A 21,771-nucleotide genomic window follows, 5' to 3' on the forward strand; every position below is an offset into this window, starting at 1 on the left:
TTGGATCAATCCTTGAGTGAGCTTCTGTGAGAGTGCAAACTCTTGATGTGCGCCAGCGAAAGTTTGCACAGCAGGTCTTGGTCGGTCTGTGGGTAGAGACAACAAGGCTGGTGCATCTTTGAGTTGCTGTTGCCAGTAACTCAGTTGGCTTTGTAGTACGCCTCCTTGCAACCATTGTCTTTGCCACAGTGCAAAATCTGCATACTGAATCGGCAGTGGTGCTAAAGGTGACGGTTGAGCTTGAGAATAAGCGTTGTACAGTGCTGCTAGTTCTTGAATAAACACACCCATTGACCAGCCATCAGAGACAATATGGTGCATACACACACTCAAAACGTGTTCTGTCTCGGACAGCACTAGTAATGTCGCCCTAACTAATGCTTGATTTGCCAGGTCAAAAGGCTCAATAGCTTGTTGTCGCGCTAATTGCTGTGTGGCGATTTCTTGTTCAGTTGTTGATAAATGCTTTAAGCCAACAATTGAAACTGTCCAATTCCTTTGTGTTTGAATAATTTGAGAAGGTTTTCCATTAACGGTTACAAAATTGGTGCGTAAGGCTTCGTGGCGATTAATGATTTCATACAAGCTTTGTTCTAAAGCAACTTGATTAAGAGTTCCGACTAGACGCAAAGCCATAGGAATGTTGTATATGGCACTGTTCGGCTCGAATTGGTCTAAAAACCACAGACGCTGTTGAGCATAAGACAGTAGTAATTGAGCATTCTCTGCCCTTTGTGTGATGAATGGTGTAGAAAGTTCTAAGTTTTGTTGCTGCAATTGCCCAATCGATTGCGCCAATTCTGCAACTGTTGATCTGGCAAACAATTCACGCAATGGTAGTTCCATTTTGAACCAGGTGCGGATACGTGAAACTAGTTGCGTTGCTAGTAGTGAGTGTCCTCCAAGTTCAAAGAAGTTATCATGTATGCCTACAAGCTCTAGTTTCAGCACTTGTGCCCAAAGGAGTGCCAGCATTTCCTCAATGGGTGTGCGCGGGGCGACATATTTTTCTAGCAGTGTGGTGTCTAAGTCTGGTTTTGGTAAGGCGCGGCGGTCAACTTTGCCGTTAGGAGTCAGGGGTAAGGATTCCAAGATTACAAAAGCACTTGGCACCATGTACTCTGGCAGCTTTGCTTTGAGGAATTGCCGTAGTTCGCTGATTGCGGGTTTACAGTCCTGATGTGCTACCACGTAGGCGACTAAACGTTTATCACCAGGACTATCCTCACGGGCGATGACACAAGATAACTGCACATCACTATGTTGGCTCAATACTGCTTCAATTTCGCTCAACTCGATGCGGAAACCACGTATTTTTACTTGGTCGTCAATGCGTCCTATGTATTCTATATTGCCATTATTTAAATAGCGTGCTTTATCCCCGGTTTTGTAGAGGCGGGAATGTGATTCATCACTAAAAGGATTGGGGATGAATTTTTCTTGTGTTAACTCTGGACGGTTAAGGTAGCCTCTGGCTAATCCTGCACCACCAATATGCAATTCTCCCGGTACACCTACAGGTACTGGCTGTAAATAAGAGTCCAATATATAGATTTCAACATTGGCTATGGGGCGACCGATGGGTGGTGAAATATTATTATCCCGCCCATTAGAAACTACTAATCCTGAAGTTGCGACAACAGTATTCTCAGTTGGGCCATAATTATTCACTACCTGGAAAGGGAGTAAACCTGATGGATATCGATGAAGCTTATCCCCCCCAGTTAGCATAGTTTGCAAAGTTGTACTTTCTGGCCATTCCAGAGACAATAATTGCTCTGCTATTGGTGTTGGCAGAAAACTGATAGTGATCTTTTTCGATTCCAACCAATCTTGCAAATCTACTGGAGATAAAAGAATTTCAGGTTTGACTAAATAGATACTTGCCCCTGCGGTCAGGTAAGGCCACAACTCCCATACAGCAGCATCAAATGCTGTTCCTGCTAGCTGAGTAGCTTTGTCTAAGGTCGTGATTTTAAAAGCTTTTTGGTGCCAGAACACCAAATTTAGCAATCCTTGATGGGCAATTAGCACTCCCTTGGGTTGACCCGTAGAACCGGATGTATAAATCACATAAGCCAAGTTAGCTGCTTGTGTCTCAGTGATGAGATTATCCTGACTTGACTGAGAAATAAGCTGCCAGTCAGCATCTAAACAAACACGCTGTGCAGTATGCTCAGGCAATCTGTCAATGAGTTTCTGCTGAGTCAGCAACACTGAAACTTGAGCATCTTCTAACATCAAGCGCAAACGCTCGGTAGGATAGTCTGAAGCAAGTGGCAAATAAGCGCCACCCGCCTTCAGAATCCCTAGCAGTCCCACCACCATTTCTAAGGAACGCTCGACACAAATACCCACTAGCACATCGGCTTTTACACCCAAAGACTTGAGGTAGTGCGCCAACTGGTTAGCGCGACAGTTTAATTCGTGGTATGTAAGATGTTGATTTTCATACACCACTGCTACAGCATCGGGAGTACGTTCAACCTGCTCCTCAAATAACTGATGAATACATTTATCTTGGGGATAATCTACCCCTGTATCATTCCATAGCAATAACTGCTGTTGCTCAATTTCCGTTAGCAGAGGCAATTGTGAAATCTGCTCTTGAGGGTTAGCAACAATTCCTTCGAGTAATGTTTGGAAATGCCCCTTCATCCGCTCGATTGTACTGGCATCAAACAAGTCAGCATTGTACTGCCACACACTCACCAATCCAGTTGCAGTATTCTGCATTGATAAAGTTAAATCAAACTTGGCAGTTGTGCTTTGGGCTGGCAATGAACTGATAGTTAAGCCAGCAAGCTCTATCTCAGATATGGGCGCATTTTGGAGGACAAACATCACCTGAAACAGTGGTGTATGGCTGAGGTCGCGTTGTGGCTGCAATGCTTTTACCAACTCCTCAAAGGGCAAGTCTGGATGAGCGTAAGATAAGAGTGTCAGTTGCCGCACTCGACTTAGCAATTGCTGAAAACTGGGGTTGCCCGACAAATCGGTACGTAATACTAAAGTATTGACAAAAAAGCCAATTAACCCTTCAAGTTCCAAGCGATCGCGGTTAGCAATGGGCGTACCCACTACAATGTCATCGGAGTCTGTATAGCGATAAAGCAAGGTGACAAATGCCGCAAACAGCGTCATGAATAGGGTGGCTCCCTCTTGCCTAGTGAAATTAGCGATCGCTTCACTCAGTTCAACTGAAAATTCTCCATATTGAATTTCGCCCCGGAAAGTTTGAATCGCTGGTCTTGGTCTGTCTGTGGGTAATTCTAATAAGGTAGGAGCGTTTTTGAGGAGTTGCTTCCAGTAATCAAGCTGTGTTTGGAGTACTTCTTTTTGCAACCATTGTCGCTGCCAAATCGCAAAGTCGGCATACTGAATTGGTAGCTCAGGTAGCTGTGGTGACAAGTTATTGCAGAGGGCGGAGTAAATAGTTGCTAACTCGCGCATCAATATGCCTATTGACCAACCATCTACTACAATGTGGTGTATTGTTAGTACCAAAGCGTGTTCTACCTCTGTGAGTTTAACCACAGAAGCTCGGATTAAAGGAGAACTAGCAAGGTCAAAGGGTCGATTAGCTTCAGTTGTGGCTAATTGTTGGCAAGCGATTTCTCTTTCACTTTCAGGTAATTCTGATAGGTCTACTATTGACACATTTAAGTTTAAGCTGTCAGTAATTACCTGTACTGGCTGCTCGTTGATAGTGCGGAAATTAGTACGTAAAGCTTCGTGGCGATCGATAATTTTGTTGAGGCTTTGCTCTAGCGCCACGACGTTTAATTTACCGTGAAGTTTTAGAGCGGCTTGTTCGTTATAGGAGGGGTTATCTGGTTCCAACTGGTTTAATAACCAGAGTCGTTCTTGGGCAAAAGACAGAGGTAAGTTCTGAGGACGCTCGGCTTTGATCGGGGGGAAATCTGTATCGGTATCCGCATTTTTCTCGTGCAGCAAGAAGATAAGTTCTGCTTTATTTTTAGCTAATAAGTCACGAGTTTCCAGTGTCAATACCCCTTTTGGAGCATTAACACGCAACTGCTCACCTTCAACCCACAACTTTACACCCTGTTTACTAAGATCAACTACCAATTGTTCGATATTCACAGAAACATTACCTCTACTCGCCTAATTCGTAATTTGTAATTCGTAATTCTTAATTTAAAATTATTTGTTACTCAAATCGTCATTTCTTCTCTCTCGCTTGCACCAAAGCTTGCATCTGGATCTAGTTGTTTTTCTAGCTTTGGTGCTATTTCAGCTATTGTGGCTGACTCAAATAAATTTGCTACAGATAATCGAATAGAAAAAATATTTCGTATTCGGGATAAAACTTGAACGGCTATTAAAGAATCTCCTCCTAATTTAAAAAAGTTGTCATGGATTCCCACCTGTTTAATTCCCAATAATTCTTCCCATATATCGGCAAGTTTTTGCTCAATCTCATTACGGGGAGCTAGATAAGAATTAGGTAAATCAGGTCTTGAGTGGAGTACAGATAATTTTTCTGGCTGAAAAATATCCGGCTTTCTTTGTAATGAAATCTCTGATTTCTGGTTATTCTGTTCTAGCCTAGATTTTATGCTAAATGCGGCTGATGCAAAAGTTTGAGGCAATGGCAATAGTTTGACCACCTGTTCCAAACTTGAGTGCAAAATAGAGTTGTAGTAAGTATTTAAGGGAGATTCTGAATGTGAGCCTTTGTTTTCTTTTTGGTAAACCAGTTCATTGAAAATCTCTAAGGGTTCTTGTTCAACAACAATAGCAGCTAAATTTTCACCGCAGCGTTGCACTAAATCTAAATCTACTAAAGATGAAGTAGTAAACCTCGCTCTAACTTCTTCTAAATGTTCATTAATATAATCTTGTGAACATGGTAATAGCCCAGTGAATAACCCCTCCTCTTCCTGTAGTTGTCCTTGCTCAACTAATATTTGCAACCATCTAGAAAACAATTGCTGATAGCGAGGAGCAATATGGCATTGCGCCAACAAATTTTCCAAAGAATACTTTTCTTCGGCATTGCTAAAAGCCCCTAACTGTCTGAATGCAGAGTTAATGTAGGCTGTACATAAACGATTCAACCACTGTATGTTCTCCTGATATGTTAACTCGTTGAGTTCTGCATTTCTAGTATTTGCTTGATTTTGACCTTCTTGTACAAGCGATGTCCATAATTGTGATGGTGTGGGTAATGCTTGCAACTGTCCCCAAGCTGTTTTTTGTGGGGGATCAATCCAATAACGTTGGCGCTCAAAGGGATAAGTCGGTAAGGGAAGGCGGTAATGCTCCTGGTGACTATAGAATCCAAACCAATTTATATTGACTCCAGCCAGCCAGAGTTGACCTAATGTAGTGAATAAAACATGATTATCAGATTGTTTTTCTTGAGGATGACGTACCGAAGTCAAGACAGTTTGTGCAGCTGCTTTGTCTGGATGTCTTTTGACTAATGTAGTCAATGTGTGTCCTGGCCCCACTTCTAGTAAGACTTGCTCAGGTGTTGCTAATAATTTCTCGACACCTTGGGCAAACAGCACAGTGGAACGCAGATGTTGAGCGTAGTAGTCGGGATTTGTGGCTTGGGTAACTGTAATCCAATTACCAGTCAGGTTGGAGATATAAGGAAGTTTTGGGGGATTTAAAGTAACTTTTTTGACTCGTTCGGCAAATGCCTTTAAGATTGGTTCCATCATTTGCGAATGGAAGGCATGGGAAGTATGCAGTTGGCGACATTCAATCCCTTGAGCAGCAAGCTGATTTTGTAGTGTATCTACTGCTGCTGTAGAACCGGAAACTACACACTGGGAGGGTTGATTAATCGCTGCAACAGAAAGTTCTTGCCCTAGTAGGGATTTTATCTTGTCTGCGGGTAGTGGAATTGAAAGCATTGCTCCAGTAGGCAATTGCTGCATCATCTGTCCGCGTGCTGCTACCAGAGATAAGGCATCTTCTAGGGAAAAAACTTCTGCTAGAGTTGCTGCTACATACTCGCCAATACTGTGACCGATCGCAGCTTGTGGCTCCACTCCATAAGACTGCCATAATTTAGCTAGGGCGTATTCAATTACAAAAATAGCAGGTTGAGCAACGGCTGTTTGTTGAAGTTGCTTTGATGCTTCATCAATCTTTTGCTCACTGGGATAAAGTATGTGACGTAAATCTAGCCCTAGTAAGGGTTTAAGAACTTCTGAGCAATAATCAACTTGTTCTTTAAATACTGTCTCAGTTTCATAAATTTCCCGCGCCATGTTGACGTACTGTGAACCCTGACCGGGAAACATAAAGACAACAGACCGTTCTGTAATCTCTGTATAATTGGTAAAAACTTGTTGGGCTGCTAAACTACCAAGAGTTTTGACAACATCTTCTAAGTCTTGACAAATCAACATCCGTCGATAATTAAAACCCCGCCGACCACTATTGAGGGTATAAGCTACATCGCCTAAGTCAAGTTCTGGATGCTCTTTTAAATGCGTGATTAAATTAGCTGTTGCCTTTTCAAGAGCCGTTGCAGTCTTAGCTGAAAGTACCAACAAGTGTAAAGGACGTTCAATAACATCTTTAGAATTTTTAATTTTTAATTTTAAATTTTTAATTTCTAAGGGTGCTTCTTCTAAAATGACATGAGCATTAGTACCCCCGATACCAAAAGAACTAACTCCAGCACGGCGAGGAGTGTTGTTTGTTTTCCATTCAGTCAGGGTTGTATTGACATAAAAAGGACTGTTGGCAAAATCAATTTTGGGATTTGGTGTCTCGAAGTGCAAACTAGGAGGCAGCATTTTATTTTGTAGTGCTAATACAGTTTTAATCAAACCTGCCACACCTGCTGCTGTATCTAAATGTCCTAAGTTGGTTTTTAAAGAACCAATAGCGCAAAAACCTTTTTTATCAGTACTTTGATTAAAAGCTTGAGTTAAAGCGGCAATTTCAATCGGATCTCCTAAAGGTGTAGCTGTCCCATGAGCTTCGATGTAGGAAATTGTTTCGGCATCTACACCAGCTATAGCTTGAGCCTCGCCAATCACTGCTGCTTGACCGCTAACACTAGGAGCAGTGAAGCCCACTTTCATTGCACCATCATTATTAATCGCCGAGCCTTTAATGATTGCATGGATGTGGTCGCGGTCTGCGATCGCATCCTTTAATCTTTTCAATACCACAATCCCAGCACCGCTACTAGCAATTGTTCCTTGTGCCTTAGCATCAAAAGCACGGCAGTGTCCATCAGGAGAAAGAATCATTCCCTCTTGATGCAAATAACCTATTTTTTGAGGAATGCTGATAGAAACTCCACCAGCTAAAGCCATGTCGCATTCATAATTTAATAGGCTTTGGTAAGCTAAATGAACAGCAACCAAAGAAGTAGAACAGGCTGTTTGTACATTCACTGCTGTCCCAGTCAAGTTGAGTTTATATGCAACTCGTGTTGGCAAGAAATCTTTATCGTTGGAGATTGTTAATTGCAGTGGATCAACTGTCTCTAATAATTGATGATGAGGGTAGAGATTATTGACAAGATACCTATTCATTCCCACACCAGCATAAACCCCGATTAACCCATTATAGGTATGCGGATCATAACCAGCTTTTTCTACTGCCTCCCATGCCAATTCTAAAAATAAGCGTTGTTGCGGATCTATTAACTCAGCTTCTTTCGCACTATAAGCGAAAAAATTGGCATCAAACAATTCAATATCTGATAAAACAGCACTAGCTTTTACATAATTAGGATTATTCAGTAAATCTAGAGAAACGCCAGAATTTATCAACTCTTCATCCGTCAACCTGGAGATAGATTCTACACCATCACACAAATTTTGCCAAAAAGAGTCAATATCTTTTACTTCTGGGAACCGACCAGCAAGAGAAATTATTGCTATTTCAGAGTTATTAAAATCATTATCATTAAGAGCATTTATCATAGTTTTTTACCCTTCCTTTGAGAAAGATACTGCTGTCTAAGCTGTAATTGTTGATTTCTGAAAGCTTTACTTTCGGTTGGAGATTGAGGGCGAGAATTATTTTGTTTTAATGTATCTTCTTTATTAATTTTAGTACTTAAATATTGGCTTAATCTATGGATAGTTGGGTAATTAAACATATCAACTATTGACACTTCCAAACCAAATTTTTCCTGCAATTGCTGATTAATTCTTACCAGTAGTAAAGAATGACCTCCTAATTCAAAGAAATTATTGTAAATTCCCACTTTTTCTACTTCCAGTGTTTTTTGCCAAATGCCAGCAATGATTCTTTCCACTTCAGTATTTGGCATTACATAATTTGATAGTTCCTGTTGTAAATCTGGAGCAGGTAAAGCGCGACGGTCTACTTTGCCGTTGGGTGTCAGGGGTAAGGACTCCAGCATCACAAAAACACTCGGAACCATATACCCAGGCAGTTTATCGTCAAGAAACTGACGCAGTTCATCCGTTGTGGGTGTCACCTCTTTTTGTGGCACTACATAGGCGACTAAGCGCTTATTACCTGGAGTTTCTTCACGAGCAATGACACAACATATCTGCACATCATCATGTTGTCCCAGTAATGCTTCAATTTCTGCCAACTCAATGCGGAAGCCCCGAATTTTTACTTGATTGTCAATGCGTCCCAGGTATTCAATGTTGCCATCGGGTAAATAGCGTGCCAAATCTCCAGTTTTATAAAGCCGGGGGCTGGGGACTAGGGACTGGGAATTAGGAAGAATTTTTGCTCCTCTGCTCCCCTGCTCCCCTGCTTTCCTGCTTCTTGTAAACGGATTGGGGATGAATTTTTCAGTTGTCAGTTTGGGGCGGTTAAGGTAGCCTTTTGCCAACCCGACACCAGCAATATGTAACTCTCCTGGGATACCAATGGGAACTGGTTGCAGATTACTATCTAGAATATAGGTTTGAGTGTTAGCGATCGCTCGCCCAATACTCGGTGATATCTGTTCTTGCTCCTTGGCAACTACCAGCCCAGAAGTTGTAACAACAGTATTCTCAGTTGGGCCATAGTTATTCACTAGTTGGAAGGGGATTAAATCTGATGGATACTGATGAAGCTTATCTCCTCCAGTCAGTATGGAACGCAAAGCCAAACTTTCAGTTGGCCATTCCAAAGACAATAATTCCTGTGCTAGTGGTGTTGGCAGAAAACTGATAGTAATCTGCTTGGAAATCAACCAGTCTCGTAGCTTCACTAACGAGCTAAGGAACTCAGATTTGACTAAATAGATACTTGCTCCTGCCGTTAGGTAAGGCCATAATTCCCATACCGCAGCGTCAAATGCTGTTCCTGCTAGCTGAGTGGCTTTGTCTAAGGTCGTGATGTTAAAAGTGTTTTGATGCCAGAACACCAAATTTAGCAATCCTTGATGGGCAATCAGCACTCCCTTGGGTTGACCTGTAGAACCAGAGGTATATATCACATAAGCCAAATTAGTTGCTTGTGTCTCAGTGATGAGATTATCCTGACTTAACTGAGAAATAAGCTGCCAGTCAGTATCCAAACAAACCAGTTTTGCTTGATGTTGGGACAGCCTATCAAGGAGTTTCTGCTGAGTCAGCAACACCGAAACTTGAGCATCTTCTAGCATAAAGTGCAAACGCTCAGTCGGATACTCAGGGTCAAGCGGCAAGTATGCCCCACCCGCCTTAAGAATACCTAGTAGTCCCACCACCATTTCTATTGAGCGTTCCACACAAATACCCACCAGCATATCTGCGGACACTCCCAAAGACTTGAGGTAGTGCGCCAACTGGTTAGCACGACTATTAAGCTGCTGGTAAGTCAGTTGTTGGTCTTCAAAAACAACTGCCACTGCATCAGGTGTACGCTGAACCTGCTCCTCAAACAACTGATGGATACACAAATCTTGCGGATAATCTACCTGAGTATCAGTCCACTCTACTAATAGTTGATGTTGCTCAAATTCTGTTAACAGTGGCAGTTGAGAAATTCGCTCCTCTGGATTGGCAATAATACCTTCAAGTAATGTCACAAAATGACCCGTCATTCGCTCAATGGTGGATGCATCAAACAAATCAGTGTTGTATTCCCATGTCCCGACCAGTCCAGTGGCAGTGTTTTCCATTCCTAAAGTCAGATCAAACTTGGTAGTTGTACTTTTTACCACCAGTGGACTGACAGTTAACCCAGTCAACTCCAATTGTTGAGATATAGGAGCATTTTGGAGGACAAACATCACTTGGAACAGTGGTGTGTGACTGAGATCCCGTTCTGGCTGCAATGCTTCTACTAGCATTTCAAAAGGCAAATTCTGATGAGAGTATGCATCCATAGCCATTTCACGAACACGACCCAGTAATTCGCTAAAGCTAGGATTGCCAGCCAAATTGGTACGCATGACTAAAGTGTTGAGAAAAAAGCCAATTAACCCTTCTATCTCACTGCGATCGCGGTTAGCAATTGGCGAACCCACTAAAATGTCTTCTGTACCTGTGTAGCGGTAAAGTAAGGTATCAAACGCTGCTAACAGCGTCATGAACAAGGTAACTCCTTGTTGCTGGCTTAGTTGTGTGAGTTTATCAGTTAATTCCTTTGAGAGGGCAAACTGTTGATATGCTCCGGCAAAAGTCTGCATAGATGGTCTAGGTCGGTCAGTAGGTAGTGACAACAAAGCTGGTGCGTTTGCCAGTTGTTGTTGCCAGTAACTCAATTGACTTTGTAAGACATCTCCTTGCAACCAATTTCGCTGCCAAAGTGCGAAATCTGCGTACTGTATCGGCAGTGGTGTTAAAGGTGACGGCTCACCTTGAGAATAAGCATTGTACAAGGCTGCTAGCTCTTGAACAAACACACCCATTGACCAGCCATCGCTGACTATGTGATGCATACAGACTAATAAGGTGTGTTCTGTCTGGGACAGCACTACTAATGTTGCCCTAACTAACGCTTCATTTGCTAAGTCAAAAGGCTGTTGCGCTAATTGCTGTAAAGCTATTTCTTCCTCGGTTGGAGATAAATGCTTGAAGTCAACAACTGAAAGTGTGCAATTTTTTTGTGTTTGAATAATTTGAGAAGGTTTTCCATCAACGATGACAAAGTTGGTGCGTAACGCTTCGTGGCGATGAATAATTTCTTGTAAGCTTTGTTCTAACGCAGTTCGATTAAGAGTTCCGACTAAACGCAAAGCTATGGGGAAGTTGTAGAAGGCGCTGTTCGGGTTTAACTTGTCTAAAAACCATAGCCGTGTTTGGGCATAAGACAATGGTAATTCTGCATTCTCTGTCCTTGGTAAAATGGGTAATGCTATTAGTTCTAAATCCTGTTGCTGCGATCGCTGAATATTTTGGGATAATTCAGCAACGGTTGGTGCAGCAAATAAGCTACGCAATGGTAGTTCTACTTTCAAGCTGGTACGCACGCGGGAGATGAGTTGCGTTGCTAGTAACGAGTGGCCTCCAAGTTCAAAGAAGTTATCATGTATACCCACTTGTTCTACTTTCAGAACTTGCGCCCAAATTAGTGACAGAATTTCTTCGATTGGGTTACGTGGGGCAACATATTTGTCCAATAATTGGCTGTGTAAATCAGGTGCGGGTAATGCGCGGCGGTCTAGTTTCCCGTTGGGGGTAAGCGGTAAAGCTTCTAAGATAACGATCGCACTTGGCACCATATATTCTGGTAACTTTGACTTCAAGAAGCTACGCACAAAGCTGACTGTGAGTTTCTGCTCTTTTTGAGGCACAATGTAAGCGACTAGGCGTTTGTTCCCAGGAATGTCTTCACGGGCGATTGCACAAGATGCTTGCACATCAAGTTGGCTCAGTACTGCTTCAATTTCTCCCAACTCGATGCGGAAACCCCGAATTTTCACCTGATTGTCAATACGCCCCAAGTATTCAATATTGCCATCACTTAAATAGCGTGCTAAGTCCCCTGTTTTATAAAGGCGATCGGAATTAAAGGTTTCCCCTCTGCTCCCCTGCTCCCCTGCTCCTCTGCTTCTTTTAAAGGGGTTAGGGATGAATTTCTCAAGTGTTAACTCTGGTCGGTTGAAGTAGCCTTGCGATAAAAGGACACCAGCAATGTACAATTCTCCTGGTATACCAACGGGTACAGGCTGTAAATACTTATCCAGAATGTAAATTTGCGCGTTGGCAATGGGACGACCAATGGGAGGAAGTAGCGGCCAAGTCTCCACTGAATTAGTCAGAGTAAAACTGGTAGCTAAATGGCTCTCTGATGGCCCATAGTGATTGTGCAATGTACAATCAGTTAGCTTGCTTAACCATTGGGAAATCGCGGGAGTAATCTGCAATTGTTCCCCAGCAGTAATGATTTCCCGCAAATGACTATTAACTAATTCACCACCAATAGCAACTTCAGCTAGTTGCTGTAAGGCAACAAAGGGGAGAAACATTCTCTCAATTGCTTTTTGTTGGAGAAAACCTAACAAAGCTGATGTATCTCTGCGTAATTCCTCCCCAATTAAGAACAATGTACCTCTAGAACACCAGGTAGTGAATATTTCTTGGAAGGAGACATCAAAGCTAATCGAAGCAAATTGTAGGGTTTTTGCTCCACGAGGAATTTTCAGATTTTCCCGATGCCACAAGATCAGATTGCTAAGGGCAAGCTGATTCATGGCTATACCTTTAGGTTGACCTGTAGAACCAGAAGTATAAATTATATAAGCTAAATTATTTGCTTGTACGTCCGAGATGAGATTGTCTTGACTGCACTGGGAAATCAGTTGAGCGTCAGTATCCAAACAAACAAGTTGTGCTTGATGTTGGGGCAATTTATCAAGAATTGACTGCTGGGTTAGCAACACCCTAACTTGAGCATCTTCTAAAATAAAGCTCAAACGCTCAGGTGGATATTCTGGGTCAAGTGGCACATAAGCAGCACCCGCTTTGATAATCCCCAGAAGTCCTATGACCATCTCTAAAGAACGCTCTACACACAGACCAACTAGGGCATTAGATCCTACACCCAAAGACCGCAAGTAGTTCGCCAACTGGTTAGCGCGGTAGTTTAATTCATAGTAAGTCAGTTGTTGATTTTCATATACAACTGCCACAGCATCGGGTGTACTATCCACCTGTTTCTCAAACAACTGATGAATGCACAAATCTTCTGGATAATCCACTCCTGTATCGTTCCACTCGACAAGTAACTTTTGTTGTTCCGGTTGTGTCAGCAGTGGTAATTGAGAAATTTGCTCCTCTGGGTTAGCAATAATACCTTCAAGCAATGTCACAAAATGACCAGTCATTCGCTCAATGGTACTAGCATCAAACAAGTCAGTGTTGTACTCCCACACCCCTACCAAACCAGTAGCAGTGTTCTGCATTATTAAGGTTAAATCAAACCTTGTAGTTGTACCTTTTATTGGCAATGAACTGACAGTTAGCCCAGTCAGTTCTAATCCAGATGTCGGCGCATTCTGGAGGACAAACATTACCTGGAACAGTGGTGAATGACTAAGATCCCGTTCTGGCTGCAATGCTTCTACCAGCATTTCAAAAGGCAAATGCTGATGCGAGTATGCCTCCATTGCCATTTCACGAACACGACCCAGTAATTCGCTAAAACTGGGGTTGCCTGATAAGTCAGTACGCATGACTAGAGTATTGACAAAAAAGCCAATTAACCCTTCTATCTCGCTGCGATCGCGGTTAGCAATTGGCGAACCCACCAAAATGTCTTCTGTACCCGTGTAGCGGTAAAGCAGCGTATCATAAGCTGCCAACAGCGTCATGAACAAAGTTACCCCTTGCTCTTGGCTGAGTTTTGCCAGCTTACCAGTTAGTTCTTCAGAAAGTGCAAACTCTTGATGTGTCCCTTGGTAAGTTTGCACAGCCGGTCTGGGTCGGTCTGTGGGTAGCGACAATAAGGTTGGAGCCGAAGCCAATTTTTGTTGCCAATAATTCAATTGGCTTTGTAGTACTTCTCCTTGCAACCACTGTCTTTGCCACAGTGCAAAATCTGCATATTGAATCGGCAGTGCTGCTAATGGTGAGTTTTTACCTTGAGAATAAGCATTGTAAAGTGCTGCTAACTCCTGAACAAACAAACCGATTGACCAGCCATCTGAGACTATGTGGTGTATACACATTAACAGTATGTGTTCTGTCTCGGATAGCACTACTAATGTTGCTCTTACCAATGCTTGTGTTGCCAACTCAAAGGGTTGAATAGCTTGTTGTTGCACTAATTGCTGTGAAGCTATTTCTTGCTCAGTTGTCGATAAATGCTTCAAATCAACAACTGAAACTGTCCAATTCGTTTCTGTTTGAATGATTTGTGTTGGTTGTCCATCAACCGTAATGAAATTAGTACGTAACGCTTCGTGGCGATGAATAATTTCTTGGAAGCTTTGTTCTAATGCGGCAACTTCCAGAGTTCCTGCTAAACGCAAGGCTATGGACATATTGTAGAAAGGACTGTTTGGCTCGAATTGGTCTAAAAACCATAGACGCTGTTGAGCATAAGACAGTGCTAATTGTGCATTCTCCGCCCTTGGTAAGATAGGCGGTGCAGACAGTTCTAAGTTTTGTTGCTGTAATTGTTCAATTTCTCGTGCTAATTCGGCTAGTGTGGCTCTTGCAAACAACTCTCGCAATGGTAGTTCCACTTTGAAAATGTTGCGGATGCGTGAAACCAATTGTGTTGCTAATAGTGAGTGTCCGCCAAGTTCAAAGAAGTTATCATGTATGCCTACCTGTGGCAGTTGCAGTACTTGTGACCAAGTTTGCGCCAGTATTTCTTCAATTGGAGTACGTGGAGCTACATATTTATCTTTGATTTCGCTGGATAAATCTGGTGCGGGTAAAGCGCGACGGTCTACTTTGCCGTTAGAAGTGAGTGGCATTGATTCCAATATTACAAAAGCACTTGGAACCATGTAGTCTGGTAGCTTTGCTTTCAGGAATTGCCGCAGTTCATTGGTTGTGGGTGTAAAGTGCTGATGCGGCACTATATAGGCGACTAAGCGTTTATCCCCCGTCGTACCTTCGCGGGCAATAACACAAGATGCCTGCACCTCTTCATATTGGTTCAGTAATACCTCAATTTCTCCCAATTCGATGCGGAAACCACGTATTTTTACTTGGTTATCAATTCGTCCAATGTATTCAATTGTGCCATCTGGTAAATAACGCGCTAAATCTCCAGTTTTATATAATCTACCCCCTTCTGCTTCCTCAAACGGGTTAGAAATGAATTTTTCTGTTGTCAATTCTTTTCGGTTCAAGTAGCCTCGTGCCAACCCCAAACCAGCAATATGCAATTCTCCGGCTACACCTACAGGAACTGGTTGCAGATGCTCGTCTAAAATGTAAATTTGTGTGTTGGCGATCGCACGACCAATCGGTACTGTCCTAAGATTCCCATCTGGAAAGCATTGCCAGTAAGTGACATCTATTGCCGCTTCTGTTGGGCCATAGAGATTGTGTAATTCACACTCTAACCGAGCAAAAAAGCGTTCCTGAAGTTCTACAGGCAAAGCTTCACCACTACAAATCACTCGTTTCAAACTACGGCAATTTTCAAGACTTGGTTCTTCTAAGAAAACCTGGAGCATAGAAGGAACAAAATGCACATGAGTAACCTGCTGCTCTAAAATTAGGTTGACCAAGTAAGCACTATCTTTATGCCCTCCTGGTTTAGCCACAACTAAACGCGCTCCAGTGATTAATGGCCAGAAGAACTCCCAAACTGACACGTCGAAGCTAAAAGGAGTTTTCTGTAAAATGCAATCTAGTGCTGTTAATTGATAAGCTTGTTGCATCCACAATAGGCGATTGCAAATCCCCAAGTGGGTGTTCATTGCTCCTTTGGGCTTACCAGTGGAACCGGATGTGTAAATCACATAAGCCAAGTTACTATCTTGCACGGTAGTAATTGGATTTTCCTGACTGGACTGAGAAATCAACTCCCAATCAGTATCTAAATATACAACCGATGCTTGATGCTGAGGTAACTTTTCCTTGAGTTGCTGTTGTGTCAGCAGCACTCTGACTTGAGCATCTTCTAGCATGAAGCTCAAGCGGTCTTGTGGATAGTCTGGATCAAGTGGTACATAAGCTCCACCTGCCTTAAGTATCCCTAACAGTCCTACTACCATCAAGAGCGATCGCTCCAGACAAATACCCACCAGCACATCTGCTCCCACTCCCAAAGACTGCAAGTAATGTGCTAACTCATTTGCGCGACAATTCAACTGTTGGTAAGTCAGTTGTTGGTTTACTCTCCGAGAAGCCTCGCTGCGCTCGTCTACAAACACCACCGCTACAGCATCGGGTGTAAGCGCTACTTGCTCCTCAAACAACTGATGGAGACATTTATCAAGGGGATAATCCACCTGAGTATTGTTCCACTCAACCAATAACTGCTGTTGTTCAACTTCTGTTAACAGGGGCAATTGAGAAATGGACTGTTGTGGGTTAGCAATAATACTTTCAAGCAATGTCACAAAATGACCCGTCATTCGCTCAATTGTGCTGGTATCAAACAAGTCAGTGCTATATTCCCACACACCCACCAGTCCATCAGCAGTATTTTCCATTGACAAGGTAAGATCAAACTTGGCAGTTGTACCTTCTATCAACGTTGAACTGACACTTAACTGATTTAACTCCACGGTCGATATGGGCGCATTCTGAAGTGTAAACATCACCTGGAATAGCGGAGTATGGCTAAGATCCCGTTCTGGCTGCAATGCTTCCACTAGCATTTCAAAAGGCAAATGCTGATGCGAGTATGCTGACATTGCTATTTCGCGGACACGAGTCAATAATTCGCTAAAACTGGGGTTGCCTGTTAAGTCAGTACGCATGACTAAAGTATTGACAAAAAAGCCAATTAACCCTTCTACCTCACTGCGATCGCGGTTAGCAATTGGCGAACCCACCAAAATGTCTGCCACACCTGTATAACGGTAAAGTAAGGTATCAAACGCTGCTAACAGTGTCATGAACAAGGTAACTCCTTGTTGCTGACTCAGTTGTGTCAACCTACCAGTGAGTTCACCAGAAAGTGCAAACTTTTGATATGCACCAGCAAAAGTCTGCACAGCAGGTCTGGGTCGATCTGTGGGCAGTGACAATAGAGATGGTGCGTTTGCCAGTTGTTGTTGCCAGTAAGTTAGTTGGTTTTGCAGTACATTTCCTTGCAACCACTCTCTTTGCCAGATAGCAAAATCTGCGTACTGAATTGGTAGCGGTGCTAAAGGTGATGGCTGGCCTTGAGCATAAGCATCGTACAGCGCTGCTAGTTCTTGAACAAATACACCCATTGACCAGCCATCACTGACAACATGATGCATACAAACTAACAATATATGTTCTGTCTCCGACAGCACTAGTAATGTTGTCTTGATTAATGCTCCGTTTGCCAGGTCAAAAGGCTCAATAGCTTGTTGTCGCGCTAATCCTTGGCTAGTAATTTCTCGATCGGTTGTAGATAAATACTTTAAGTCAATAACTGAAACTGTCCAATTCGTTTGTGTTTGAATAATTTGAGAAGGTTTTCCATCAACTGTAATAAAGTTGGTGCGTAACGGTTCGTGGCGATGAATAATCTCTAGTAAGCTTTGTTCTAGGGCTGGTTGATTCAAATTTCCCACTAGACGCAAAGCCATAGGAATGTTGTAAAAGGCGCTATTCGGCTCGAACTGATCTAAAAACCACAGACGCTGTTGAGCATAAGACAGTGGTAATTCTGCATCCCTCACCTTTGGTAAGATAGGTGCTTCAGAGAGTTCTAAGTCTTGTTGCTGTAACTGCCTAATTGATTGTGCTAATTCGGCTACTGTCGCTCTTGCAAACAACTCACGTAATGCTAGTTCCACTTTAAAAACGTTGCGGATGCGTGAAACTAATTGTGTTGCTAGTAGCGAGTGTCCGCCAAGTTCAAAGAAGTTGTCATGAATGCCTACTTGCTCTACTTTCAGCACTTGTGTCCAAAGGAGTGCCAGCATTTCTTCCACTTGATTACGAGGTGCAACAAAATTATCTTGTTGTTCGCTATGTAAATCCGGTGTGGGTAATGCACGGCGGTCTACTTTGCCGTTGGGAGTAAGCGGCAGTGACTCCAAGATAACTATTGCATTTGGCACCATGTAATCTGGGAGTTTTGCTTTAAGGAATTGCCGCAGTTCGCTGATTGTGGGTTTACAATCCTGATGTGCTACCACATAGGCGACTAAACGTTTATCACCAGGGGTATCTTCGCGGACAATGACACAAGATACTTGCACATCACCATGTTGGCTCAGGACTGCTTCGATTTCGCTCAACTCGATGCGGAAACCACGTATTTTTACTTGATTGTCAATGCGTCCTAAGTACTCTATGTTACCATCTGCTAAATAGCGTGCCAAATCCCCCGTTTTATAAAGCCGGGGACTGGGGACTAGGGACTGGGAATTAGGAAGAATTTTTGCTCCTCTGCTCCCCTGCTCCCCTGCTTCCCTGCTTCTTGTAAACGGATTGGGGATGAATTTCTCTTTTGTCAATTCAGGGCGGTTGAAGTAGCCCTGTGCTAATCCTGCTCCACCAAGATATATTTCTCCTGGCACACCTACTGGTACAGGCTGTAAGTTTTGGTCAAGGATGTAGATTTGCGTATTGGCGATCGCCCGACCAATGGGAATAGTTGTGGCTGTCGTTGCTAAGTCCTCTACCAAATACCAAGAAGAAAACGTGGTGTTCTCTGTTGGCCCATACACATGGAGCAAATGCTGGGGAGCGCCTTTATCTAGTACTTCTTGCACCCATTTGGGATCAACCGCTTCACCACCAAATAATAGATATCGTAGAGAACTAAATGCTTGCGGGACAACACTGGCTAACTGATTAAATAAAGCTGTGGTTAAAAATAAAACACTGATTTGACGATCGCGGATATTGACAGCAAATTCTTCCGGGATCAGCAATACAGATTTAGTGATAATGACTAGCTTGGCTCCGGAAAGCAATGCTCCCCAAATCTCAAAGGTAGCTGCATCAAAAGCAATATTTGCCGCTTGAGCAACGCATTCATCAGCTGTTAACTGTATATAGTTGGTGTTTAACACTAGGCGATTGACGGCCTGATGATTGACAGCGACTCCCTTGGGTGTGCCTGTAGAACCGGAGGTGTAAATCACATAAGAGAGGTTTTCTGCACTGACTGTGCTGTTGAGATTATCCTGATTTGCTTGGCTAATGCTGTGCCAGTCGGTATCTAAGCAAACGATACAAGCTTGATGTTGAGGAAGAGATTCTACTAATTTCTCTTGAGTCAACAGCACTTTTACTTGAGTGTCTTTGAGCATGAAGCTTAAACGTTCAGCAGGATACTCAGGGTCAAGTGGTACATAAGCCCCACCCGCCTTGAGAATCCCCAAGAGTCCCACCACCATTTCTAAGGAACGTTCTACACACAAACCCACCAACACATTTTCACCGACACCCAACGATTGCAAGTAATGGGCTAATTGGTTAGCGCGACAATTCAACTGTTGGTAAGTCAGTTGTTGATTTTCAAACACAACTGCGATCGCATCGGGTGTGCTATTTACTTGCTCCTCAAATAACTGATGGATACATTTATCTTGAAGATAATCTACACCTGTATCATTCCACTCAACTAATAACTGCTGTTGTTCAATTTCTGTCAGTAGAGGTAATTGCCAAATCTGCTCTTGAGGATTAGCCACAATGCCTTCAAGCAAGGTAACAAAATGCCCTGCCATACGCATGATTGTACTAGCCTCAAACAAGTCAGTATTGTATTGCCAGCAGAGTTGCAATACTCCCTGAGCTTCCATCACCATTAAATTCAGATCAAAGTCTGCACCGCGTTGATGTCCCAGCAAGTATGGTTTTATCTCAAGCAGTTGTTCTCCACTGTGCAAGGAATTTTCTGTTGGTTCACACCAACGGTGTGCTTGCCAAGTAAAACTAACTTGACATAAAGGAGAACGACTGGGATCTCGTTGTGGCTGGAGTTGTTCTGCTAACAAAGAAAAAGGGTAATCTTGATGTTTTTGGGCTTCTCTAATTGTCTTGCTGACTTGAGCGAGAAATTCTTTGAACGTGGCGTTTTCCTGGACAGAAATTCGTAAAACGTTCAGGTTAACGAAGTAGCCGACAATCTCTTTAAACTCTCTACCCCACCTACCTCTCATCGGGCTTCCTATGAGGATATCTGTTTGATTGGTGTAGCGGTAAAGTTGCACGTAAAATGCTGCTAGCAGAATCTGATAAAGGCTTGTTCTAGAGACTAGAGCTAGATGGTTGAGTTTTTGACTTAAATGTTCATCTAGCTTTGAAATATGTGTTGCTCCTTGAGAAGTCTTGACCAAGGGGCGGGGTTTATCTACAAGCAAATTCAAAATTGGCAATTCGCCAGCTAATTTTTGTTGCCAGTATTGCCACAGTTTTTCTCCTCTAGAACCAGATAGCATTTCTGACTGCCAGCGAACAAAGTCTAGATAAGATTTATTTTCAGTCAAAGAATCTGAAGCGATTTGGATCTGATCTTGACTAACTTGCTCAATTTCCTTAGCATACAAAGTTTGAAATTCACTCAGTAGTAAATCAAAAGACCACATATCACCTGCAATGTGGTGCATTGTTAGCAAGAGAATGTGTTCTTTTGTTGAGCGAGTAAATAAATTAATTCTCAAAACAGCATCTTTTTCTAACTTAAAAGGGCTGTCGGTTATAGCAAATATTTTCTCTTTTAGGTAATCTTCACTCCAATTGCTAGCATCGATTACCTCAACATTACATTTATATTCTTGATTAACTTGCTGAACGGGTTTGCCTTCAAAACTGGTATATGTGGTTCTGAGAATAGGATGGCGTTCAATAATTTTTTTCCATACACGATTGACAGCAGCAATATTTAAACATGAATTAATTTTTACAGTAATAAATATATTATAAGCAACGCTCTCTGGAGCAATTTGGTAGATAAACCACATTGCTTCTTGGCCAGAAGAGAGTGGGGAATTTGTTTTTATAATTCTATCCATTAAAACTCCTGAAAATCCTGACAATCTTATTTATAAAAATACAAATAATGCAAAAATATAGTCTTTGCTACTAAAAAAACCTTTATTTAGATGAACTTACTCTTTTTGTCACTGTTAAATTGGAAGTATTAGCACTTTTTTTCTTGGCTAATATTTCGCTTTTATGATAGTGAAATTAGCAACAATATAATTATGCTCAAAGCGAATTAATATTAATTAACAAATAGCCATCAAAATTATTTATAAAAAACTAAACTTTTTTTGAAATTTAAATATCTTGGGTATCGGTAAAATTTTTTGGGCATCCTACCTTTGATGTCGCAGGGGTGTTGTTTGACTTACACCGCAGTTGGGCACATCGTTGGATGCTAAAACTACAACTTTATTATTAATTTGTAAGCAACATCATAATTTATTTTTAATTATTCAGTAGATATATTCAGATAAATAATCCCAGTTTTTTAAATAAGATGCAAGATCAGTTAAGACATTTAAGAAGATATTTAAGAGAACAGTTAAGAAATTTAGGAAATTTAGGAAAGTTAAGAAAGTTAAGCACATAGATATTTAAAATATACGCCTTATGTGAATTCAGCCACAGGATATTGTTCAAAAGTAAGGACATCAATGCCTAAACGCTTCATTTTTCAACTGGTACACCACCCATAACCAGCATTGCCAGTAAAATCACTTTGGCCTTTGTCGCGTTTGTAGCCAACTACTGCTACTGGTTTTGTATATAACAACAAGGTGCGCTCAAATATTACTCCTAAGTCTCAAACTCAAAA

3 protein-coding genes are annotated in these 21,771 nt (G+C 42.2%); all 3 read right to left on the minus strand.

All coding sequences use genetic code 11. The features are described 5' to 3' along the window. A partial coding sequence (locus RMZ41_RS19655) for an amino acid adenylation domain-containing protein (protein WP_322641005.1) occupies window positions 1-4,107 on the minus strand: 4,107 nt, incomplete at its 3' end. 71 nt (window positions 4,108-4,178) lie between these two features. After that, window positions 4,179-7,928 carry a type I polyketide synthase gene (locus RMZ41_RS19660; protein WP_322641004.1) on the minus strand — a complete coding sequence of 1,250 codons (3,750 nt, stop codon included), beginning with the start codon at window positions 7,926-7,928 and terminating at the stop codon, window positions 4,179-4,181. After that, window positions 7,925-20,983: a non-ribosomal peptide synthetase gene (locus tag RMZ41_RS19665; RefSeq protein ID WP_322641003.1), complete on the minus strand. Its 13,059-nt coding sequence runs from the start codon at window positions 20,981-20,983 to the stop codon at window positions 7,925-7,927. Before RMZ41_RS19665 ends, RMZ41_RS19660 begins: the two co-directional genes overlap by 4 nt. Between the last annotated feature and the right edge of the window lie 788 nt (window positions 20,984-21,771).

The sequence above is a fragment of the Nostoc sp. DedVER02 genome (assembly GCF_034530675.2).
Classification (GTDB): domain Bacteria; phylum Cyanobacteriota; class Cyanobacteriia; order Cyanobacteriales; family Nostocaceae; genus Nostoc.